The 7,585-nt window shown below is 60.7% G+C and carries 7 protein-coding genes and 2 tRNA genes; 3 read left to right on the top strand and 6 right to left on the bottom strand.

The features are described 5' to 3' along the window. The first annotated feature begins 295 nt into the window (after positions 1-295). From sleB to NE609_RS16240, 3 genes are all read left to right on the top strand, one after another. On the top strand, positions 296-1,009 hold the full coding sequence (gene sleB, locus NE609_RS16250) for a spore cortex-lytic enzyme (RefSeq protein WP_101547940.1): 714 nt from the start codon (positions 296-298) through the stop codon (positions 1,007-1,009). 177 nt (positions 1,010-1,186) lie between these two features. Further along, on the top strand, positions 1,187-1,642 hold the full coding sequence (locus tag NE609_RS16245) for a PH domain-containing protein (protein ID WP_121587687.1): 456 nt from the start codon (positions 1,187-1,189) through the stop codon (positions 1,640-1,642). After that, entirely contained in the window at positions 1,635-3,092 is a 1,458-nt protein-coding gene (locus NE609_RS16240; RefSeq protein ID WP_256153116.1) for a PH domain-containing protein, read from the top strand. Before NE609_RS16245 ends, NE609_RS16240 begins: the two co-directional genes overlap by 8 nt. Before the next feature lie 106 nt (positions 3,093-3,198). Here the strand turns inward: NE609_RS16240 and NE609_RS16235 are convergent. The 6 genes from NE609_RS16235 to NE609_RS16210 form a co-directional block, all read right to left on the bottom strand. Next, a tRNA-Glu gene (locus NE609_RS16235) sits at positions 3,199-3,273 on the bottom strand. Positions 3,274-3,313: 40 nt separating this feature from the next. Further along, positions 3,314-3,390, bottom strand: a tRNA-Met gene (locus NE609_RS16230). Positions 3,391-3,474: 84 nt separating this feature from the next. Beyond that, positions 3,475-4,203: an acyl-[acyl-carrier-protein] thioesterase gene (locus NE609_RS16225; protein WP_101553149.1), complete on the bottom strand. Its 729-nt coding sequence runs from the start codon at positions 4,201-4,203 to the stop codon at positions 3,475-3,477. A gap of 57 nt (positions 4,204-4,260) precedes the next feature. Further along, complete coding sequence (serS, locus tag NE609_RS16220) at positions 4,261-5,541, bottom strand: serine--tRNA ligase (protein WP_256153115.1); 1,281 nt, start codon at positions 5,539-5,541, stop codon at positions 4,261-4,263. Positions 5,542-5,598: 57 nt separating this feature from the next. Next, positions 5,599-6,456, bottom strand: a complete 858-nt coding sequence (locus tag NE609_RS16215; protein ID WP_256153114.1) for a ParB/RepB/Spo0J family partition protein — start codon at positions 6,454-6,456, stop codon at positions 5,599-5,601. Positions 6,457-6,460: 4 nt separating this feature from the next. Beyond that, positions 6,461-7,237, bottom strand: a complete 777-nt coding sequence (locus NE609_RS16210) for a ParA family protein (protein WP_256153113.1) — start codon at positions 7,235-7,237, stop codon at positions 6,461-6,463. Positions 7,238-7,585: the final 348 nt, after the last annotated feature.

Below are 7,585 nucleotides of genomic sequence, written 5' to 3'. Positions count from 1 at the left end.
TCCGTCTTGGGTTCCTCGTTTCTCTTCTCTCGTTGTTCATTTTTCAAGGTGCTGTGCCGTCCAAATTGTGGATGTCACGCACGGGACAGCTTTGTTATAATACCATAGAACCCCGGGGATGTCAACTGGTTTGTCAAAGATTTTTTCAAAAATCGCAAATTTCCCGTAAAAGCCTCTGCGCGGCCTCTTCCCGCGCCCCTTCTTCCTCCCGCGCACGCATATTCCGGCCCGCGGCGCACATACTGCAACTAACCGCGGCGCGGACGTTTTCCGTGCCTGCAAGGAGGTTTTCATCATGTCGAAAGAACACGGCGCCGATGCGCGGCCGGTGCTGCTCATCCGCACCATCTCGTTTTCCTTCGCCCTTTTGCTGCTGATCGCCCTGGGGGTCTTCGCCGCGCGCATGTGGCAGACGACCGACGTCCTCTCCAAACAGGGCTCGCGCGGCAACGAGGTGCGCCAGATCCAGCAGAAGCTCAAAAACTGGGGCTATTATTTCGGTGAGGTCGACGGCATTTTCGGCGTGCAGACGAAAAAGGCGGTCATGGACTTCCAGCGGAAGAACGGCCTGGCCGTCGACGGGATCGCGGGCAATGCGACCCTCCGGGCCATGGGGATCTACAGCTCCCAGCAGACAAGCGGCAGCGGCGGGTATTCGGACAGCGACATCGCGCTGCTGGCCAATATCATTTCGGCCGAGGCGCGGGGCGAACCGTTTGAAGGGCAGGTCGCCGTGGGCGCGGTGGTGCTCAACCGGGTGGAGCACCCCTCCTTCCCCGATACCCTCCCGGGCGTCGTCTACCAGCCGGGCGCCTTCACCGCGATCACCGACGGACAGATCAACGTGGCGGTCGCCGAATCGGCGCGTAAGGCCGCGCGCGAGGCGCTGGCGGGGTCCGACCCGTCGGGCGGCGCGCTCTACTATTATAATCCCGACAAGACCTCCAACAAGTGGATCCGTACCCGGCCGGTGATCAAACGGATCGGCGCCCACCTGTTCTGCAGCTGATTCAGTATATTATATTATCAATATTACTGATTGTATTTTGTTATTTGCGGCAGGGGATGTTTTTTCCCTGCCGTTTCCATTATAATATAGGTATCGCTTTTCCAGCGGCGGGTTCTGCCGCCGGAAAAAAATCTGTTTGCTCAGGCTTTTTGCCAAAAGCCGGGATGGAGTCCGCCCATGGTTCAAAAGAAACCCGACCTGCAAATCCTCACGGTGTGGCGTATCCGCCTGCTCCTCGTGGCGCTTGTGCCCTCCTTTTTTTCCGCCTTCTTCGCGCCCCGCATCAACTGGATGTGGTGGCTTTTTACCGCTGCCTGGATGGCGGCTTTTCTCTATTTCTACATATTCTATTATCCCATCAAATACCGCAAGCTCTCCTATGGCTTCAACCGCCGCTGCCTGCTCATCCACTGCGGCGTCATCTATACGCGTGTAAAGGCGGTCCCCTTAACAAGCATCCAGTACGCGACCGTCGCCTCCTCCCCTCTCGAGCGGCTCTTCGGGGTCTGCTCTCTCTTTGTCTATGCGGCGGGCAGCTCGGTCTACATCCCCGGCCTGCCGCCGGCGGACGCCGATCGCCTGCAAGCCTTCCTCACCCCCGCCGACGAGGAAGGAGGGCCCCCCGATGCGTAAGGCCGCCGCCGTCCACGCTCACCCCTTTTCCATGCTGACCTTTCTCTACCGCTTCCTCTTCCTCCTGATCATCCCGCTGGCGCGCGGGTTCCTCTCCGCGCTGACGGGCGACCTGCTTTCTTGGATTTCGGGCGCGTGGATGGACATCCTGACGGTTCTGCTGATCTTCCTGCTCGCCTGGAAAAAGTGGGATTGTTTCAAATACTATATGGATGAACGCGGCATATTTTATACTTCCGGTATATTTTTTAAGCACGAAACCTTCATCCCCGTCGACCGGATCTGCACCTGCGCGGTGATGCGTCCCTTCTGGCTGCGGCCGCTGAAGGTCGCGCGCCTGCGGGTGGACACGATCGCCCGCGGCGCCAACAAGGCCGACGTCTCCTTCTATTCCGGAGAGCGCGAGGCCGCGCGGATTTTGTCCCTCTGCCGGGGCGTCCCGGAGGAATCCGCCGACGAGGTCCACGCCGCCTACCGCCCCCGGATCTCCGGCGTCGTGTTCCTCTCCCTCTTTACCTCCAACTCCTTCCTCGGCATTGTGTTTATCTCGACCTTCATCTCCCAGGCGGGCCAGATCCTCGGGCAGGAGCTGGCCGACCTGATGCTGGCCACCTTTGAGGAGCTTTCCCGCCGTGTCGCGTTCGGGCTTCCGCCCATCGCGGCGGGCGTCGCGATCGCGCTGCTCGTCGGATGGCTCGCCGCATTCCTGCTCAACCTGCTGCAGACCAAGAACCTCTGCACCCTCCGCGTCGGGGACTCCCTCCACGTCAGCGGCGGCGTGCTTGTGGAAAAGGAATATGTCCTGCGCGCCCGCGACATCAGCTTCGTCGACATCCGGCAGAGCCTTTTGACCCGCCTGCTCGGGCGTTATTCGGTCTTCCTCAATGCGATCGGCTTCAACAAGGACAAATCGGACATCTCGGCCGTCATCCCCTTTTCCAGCCGCAGAAAGACCCGCGAACAACTCTCCCGCCTGCTGCCCGAGTACACCGTTTCCGCACGCACCCTCAAACCCAACTTCGGGGCCATCTTCAAGTTCCTGATCGATCCCTTTTGGCCCTGCGTGCTGATCCCGGCCGGCACGGTCGTCGCCTGCTGGCTGCTGCCCAAGTGGACGGGACTGATCGGCTTTGCCGGGTTCATGCTCTCCCTGCCCGCTCTCTGGTTTTTGGGCGTCCGAATTCTGGATTTTCTCTCTTCGGGCGTTTCCCGCGACGGAGATTGTTATACTCTTCGTTATTCTAATCGGTATTATCTACACACCGTTGTATTTCCGTTCGATAAAATCGCGCTTGTCAACGTCCGGCAGAGCATCCTCCAGCGCGGCGACCGCAAATGCGACCTGAAGGTCTCCACCCGCGCGGAGGGGCGGTTCCGCCACCATATCCGCAATCTCGACTGGGACGGGGTGCTCGAGCTCTTCGACGCCGGGGACGAAGAGCCATTTTAGGCACACTCCGCGTTCCTAACCTGGTTCCGCCTCGGCTTGTGGTCTGCCCGTTTGTTTTCCGTGCAGCAAAAAGGCGGCGGAGTCCTAAAGAACTCCGCCGCCTTTTTGGTGACCTGTACGGGATTCGAACCCGTGAACCCGCCGTGAAAGGGCGGTGTCTTAACCACTTGACGAACAGGCCGGATAAGTCGAGCCTCACCTCTCGGTGAGGCTCGAGCGAATGGTAGCGGTAACTGGATTCGAACCGGTGACACTTCGGGTATGAACCGAATGCTCTAGCCAGCTGAGCTATACCGCCATATCCGCCGCCCATACAAAAAGTACAAGCGAGCGAATTACATTATACTGGATACAGGAAAGTTTGTCAAGGTGTTTTTGGCAATCAGCGGAATTTTATCTCCGCTTCAAAACAGCGTTCCTCGGCGACCCGTCCGCCGACATAATAGGCGGCGTCCGGAAGGGCGGCCACATCCAGTTCGATCACCTCGCCGGCCTTGGCCTCCCGCTGGTAGACGATGCCGAAGCTGGCGATCTCCCGCTCGGTGAGCGGCTCCAGCGGCAGGGTGTCGCAGACGATGGCGGCGTAGACGGCGTTGTTCACATGGAAGTTGTAATCGAGGTCGCTGTATTTGACCTGCCGCAGGTGGGTGACCGTCTCCGCCTCGGGCCGCCGGATGCGGTAGCCGGTGATGTATTCCCCCTCGTTGGGGAACATCTCGAAGCCGTAGACGTCGAACACCGAGGGACGCAGGATCTTGTGCGTGTCGGGACTCACGAGCATCCAGGAGATGCTCACCTCGATGAGCTTCTCCCCCGCCCGCGTCTCGAAAATCGTATCGCGGATGAATTGCGCGCCCTTCGGTTTGCGGGGGATCGTCGTCAGCAGCAGCTCCTCCCCGAAGACGGGCCGCCGGTCGATCGTGATGAGCATCTTGTTGACGAGGAAAACCATCCCGTCCCGGTACATGCGGTTATAGTCGATGCCCATCGACGCGATGTGCTCGCTGCCCATCTGCTGGGAGTGGCGCATGATGTTCGACAGCGTCATCCGCTTGGTGATGTCGGTTTCCGGTTCGGTCACCAGGATTTCTTTTTTGTAGGTCTCTACCATGTTAGTCTCTCCCGTTTGCGCCCAATCTATCCGCCGGGAGCTTCCGGCGCGGCGCGTTTACCGAATGACGTCCCTGCCGCCCATGTACATCCGCAGCGGCTGCGGGATGCGCACCGAACCGTCGGCGTTCAGGTTGTTCTCCAAAAACGCGATCAGCATGCGGGGCGGGGCGACGACCGTATTGTTGAGGGTGTGGGGGAAGTAGTTCCCCGTCTCCTTGTTTTTGACGCGGATGCCCAGCCGGCGCGCCTGCGCGTCGCCGAGGTTGGAGCAGCTGCCCACCTCGAAGTATTTCTTCTGGCGGGGGCTCCACGCCTCCACGTCGAGGCTTTTGACCTTGAGGTCCGCGAGGTCGCCCGAGCAGCACTCGAGCGTGCGCACGGGGATGTCGAGGGAACGGAAGTAATCAACCGTGTTCCGCCAGAGCTTTTGGAACCAATCCATGCTCTCCTCCGGCTTGCAGACGACGATCATCTCCTGCTTTTCAAACTGGTGGATGCGGTAGACGCCGCGCTCCTCGATGCCGTGCGCGCCCACCTCCTTGCGGAAGCAGGGGGAATAGCTCGTCAGCGTCTGGGGAAGCTGGCTCTCCTCGAGCATCGTGTCGATGAATTTGCCGATCATCGAATGCTCGCTCGTACCGATCAGGTAGAGATCCTCCCCCTCGATCTTGTACATCATGTTTTCCATCTCGGCAAAGCTCATGACCCCGTTGACCACGTTGCTGCGGATCATGAAGGGGGGCACGTAGTAGGTGAAGCCCCGGTCGATCATGAAGTCGCGCGCATAGGAGAGGATCGCCGAGTGCAGCCGCGCGATATCGCCGCAGAGGTAATAGAACCCGTTTCCGCTTGTGCGGCGGGCGCTGTCGAGGTCGATGCCGCGCAGCTTTTCCATGATCTCCACATGGTAGGGGATCTCGAAGTCGGGCACCGCCGGCTCGCCGAACTTTTCCACTTCGACGTTTTCGCCGTCGTCCTTCCCGATCGGCACCGACGGGTCGATGATGTTCGGGATAACCATCATCCGCTTTTTGATCTCCCCTTCGAGCACCGTCTCCTGCTCCTCGAGGTCCGCCAGCTCCCTGGCCATCGAGGAGACCTGCGCCTTGGCCTGCTCGGCCTCCTCCTTCTGCCCCTTGGCCATCATGCCGCCGATCTGCTTGCTGATCGTGTTGCGCTGGCTGCGCAGGTAGTCGCAGCGGGTCTTGGCCTCGCGGTAGCGCCGGTCGAGGTCGATCACCTCGTCCACCAGCGGCAGCTTCTCCTCCTGGAACTTCTTTTTGATGTTCTCCTTGACCACGTCGGGATTCGTCCGTACAAATTTGATGTCCAGCATTGTCTATTCTCCTCCGAATTCGGTTTTTCCACACCACGGGGCCCTTCCGGTGGAAACTCAGCCCCCGCTCTTCTCCAGCGACGACGCGATCGACCGCAGGTCGTCCTCGTCGTAGAATTCAATGACCAGCCGGCCCCTGCCGTTCTCCCCTTCCACCTTCACCTTGCGGGCGAGGCACTGGGAGAGGGCGAGCTCCACCTCGGCAAAAAAGCTCTGGTCCCAGGCGTTCTGCGGCTTGGAAGCGGCTTTTTGCTGCTTCTGGCGCTTGGCGAGCGCCTCGACCTGCCGCACCGAGAGGCCCTTTTTGACCGTGTCCGCCGCCGCCTGCCGGATGAGCTCCTCCTCCCCCAGCGAGAGCAGCGCGCGTGCGTGCCCGGCGGAGAGCTTCCCCTCCGACAGGAGCCCCCGCACCTCCTCGGGCAGACCCAACAGCCGCAGCGCGTTGGTGACCACCGGGCGGGACTTGCCCACCTTGGCGGAGACCTGCTCCTGCGTCAATCCAAAATTTTCCATAAGGTCCCGGTAGCCCATCGCCTCTTCAATCGCGTTGAGATCCTCCCGCTGGAGGTTTTCGATGAGCGCGAGCGCCATCGTCTCGCTGTCGCTGAGCTCCTTGATGACGACGGGCACCTGGGAAAGCCCCGCCATCCGGGCGGCGCGCCAGCGGCGCTCCCCCGCGACGAGCTGGTAGCTGCCGTCGGGCATCGGGCGCACGACGAGCGGCTGCAGCACGCCGTGCTGCCGGATGGAATCAGCCAAATCGGCGAGCGCCGCCGGGTCGAACTGCTTGCGGGGCTGCCCGCGGTTGGGCTCGATCTCGCTGACCGCCAGCGTCGAGACGGCCGCCTCGTCGGTGGAATTGTCGGCGAAGAGCGCCTCCAGGCCCTTGCCCAGTCCCCCTTTTGCCTTTGCCAATGCCTTACCCCCTATCCCTCTGGTTCTTCCTGAGGAATTCCTCAGCCAATTCGTCGTATGCCGCGCACCCCTTGGAGGAACGGTCGTAATACATGACCGGCTGACCAAAGCTGGGCGCCTCCGAGAGCCGGACATTGCGCGGGATCACCGTCCGGTAGATCTTCTGCGGAAAGTATTTTTTGAGTTCCGCCACGACCTGCACCGTCAAATTGAGGCGGCTGTCATACATGGTGAGCAGCACCCCCTCGATGTCGATCGAGGGATTGTAGAGCCGCTTGACCTGCCGCAGCGTCGCCATGAGCTGGGAGAGGCCCTCGAGCGCGTAATATTCGCACTGGATGGGGATCAGCAGCGTGTCGCAGGCGGCAAACGCGTTGAGCGTGATGATGCCGAGCGAGGGCGGGCAGTCGATGAAGATGAAGTCGTAATTCTGCCGCACCTTCAGCAGCGCCGTCTTAAGGCGCATCGCACGGTTGTCCAGCTCGACGAGCTCGATCTCCGCCCCCGCCAGCGAGATGTTGGAGGGCAGGACGTCCACATTCTCAAACGGCGTGTGCCGCAGCGCCTCCGCCGGCTGCGCCGTCGCGACCATCAGATCATAGGTGGAATGCTTGAGGTCGCGCTTGTTGACGCCCAGTCCCGAGGTGGAATTCCCCTGCGGGTCCACGTCGACCAGCAGCACCTTGTATCCGCGCGCGCCGAGCGCCGCCGTCAAGTTGACCGCGCTGGTCGTCTTTCCGACGCCGCCTTTCTGGTTCGCAACTGCAATGATTTTGCCCATTTTTGCCTCCATTTACCCGGCTTGTCCGCTGATTTCATAACGGTTACGATTATAGCATAATTCAGGCGGCTTTAAAAGGGCAATCTGCGACAAAAATTCCCCAGCCCCGCCGCGGGCTTTTGCCCTCCGGAGTGTTTCACGTGAAACAGAAGGGAGTTTTGCCGCTCGGGAGCGGCGGAGTTTAGACGGGAATTGCCGCTTTCCAAGCGGCAAGAATGACGAGCGCGTTCCGCCGCGCTCCGGTTTTCGATTTTCCGCCCGGGGGACGGAAGGCCTTTTTCGCGCCCCTACAGGGCGCACCTTGTAAGAGATTCTGCCGCAGGCAGTTCCTCTATGGGAATCCGAAGG

It is taken from the genome of Anaerotruncus sp. DFI.9.16, assembly GCF_024461615.1.
Lineage (GTDB): Bacteria > Bacillota > Clostridia > Oscillospirales > Ruminococcaceae > Anaerotruncus > Anaerotruncus massiliensis.
The sequence above is the reverse complement of the archived record's forward strand: the minus strand, read 5'-3'. Positions and strand labels throughout refer to the sequence as shown.

Coding starts and splice junctions, on each gene's coding strand:
- sleB (WP_101547940.1), top strand. CDS start 296: ATGTCGAAAGAACACGGCGCCGATGCGCGGCCGGTGCTGCTCATCCGC.
- NE609_RS16245 (WP_121587687.1), top strand. CDS start 1,187: ATGGTTCAAAAGAAACCCGACCTGCAAATCCTCACGGTGTGGCGTATC.
- NE609_RS16240 (WP_256153116.1), top strand. CDS start 1,635: ATGCGTAAGGCCGCCGCCGTCCACGCTCACCCCTTTTCCATGCTGACC.
- NE609_RS16225 (WP_101553149.1), bottom strand. CDS start 4,203: ATGGTAGAGACCTACAAAAAAGAAATCCTGGTGACCGAACCGGAAACC.
- serS (WP_256153115.1), bottom strand. CDS start 5,541: ATGCTGGACATCAAATTTGTACGGACGAATCCCGACGTGGTCAAGGAG.
- NE609_RS16210 (WP_256153113.1), bottom strand. CDS start 7,237: ATGGGCAAAATCATTGCAGTTGCGAACCAGAAAGGCGGCGTCGGAAAG.